The following is a 601-nucleotide window of genomic DNA, read 5'->3' as shown; positions in this document are numbered from 1 at the left end:
TCCCCTGGCAAGCAGGTGGCTTTACCAACATCAAAAACCTCACCTTCCTGTGCGCCTACCACAACGGTATTAACGACGATGACCCTTCAAGGCCTACCGGCCGCGGCTACATGTACCGACTTAACACCGGAGTTAGCTTCATCCCACCCTGGGGTGCCCCGATAACCGCAATGCCGGAATACCAAGAAGCACTAGCCAGACTCAACACCGAAAAAGCAGCCGCAAAGACACAGACCACAGCACCAACCCAAGGATTACCGGAGCAAACTGGAAGACAGAGCCACCCAGCGCCACACCGGCAGGCACCGACACAACCTCCCGGAACACAAACACCAGAACAGCCACCAAAGGAACCACCCGACAGCAGCTAACCCCAGCCACCACACACAGCAACAACTGAAAGGAAACGGCTTACCACCTGCACCAACACCGCTACCCGCCAACCGAGTGAAGGTTAGCGGGCACATCGGCGATCCTTCAGACAACACCACCCACAAACCACAACAAGGCACGCAGGAAAACCTGCGAGCCTTATGCCAGCGCCACCCATCATCCAAAGCCAGACTAACGGGCAATCCGGCGACCCCAAGTCCGGCTTCAC

Annotated in this window: 1 pseudogene; it reads left to right on the top strand. The window is 57.2% G+C overall.

The annotated features are described in order from the left end of the window. Window positions 1-371 (top strand): annotated as a pseudogene (locus tag HMPREF2781_RS12650) (hypothetical protein); the annotation flags it as partial. Between the last annotated feature and the right edge of the window lie 230 nt (window positions 372-601).

The sequence above is a fragment of the Corynebacterium sp. HMSC062A03 genome (assembly GCF_001811145.1).
Taxonomy (GTDB): domain Bacteria; phylum Actinomycetota; class Actinomycetes; order Mycobacteriales; family Mycobacteriaceae; genus Corynebacterium; species Corynebacterium aurimucosum.
This window is presented reverse-complemented; position numbering and strand designations above follow the sequence as displayed.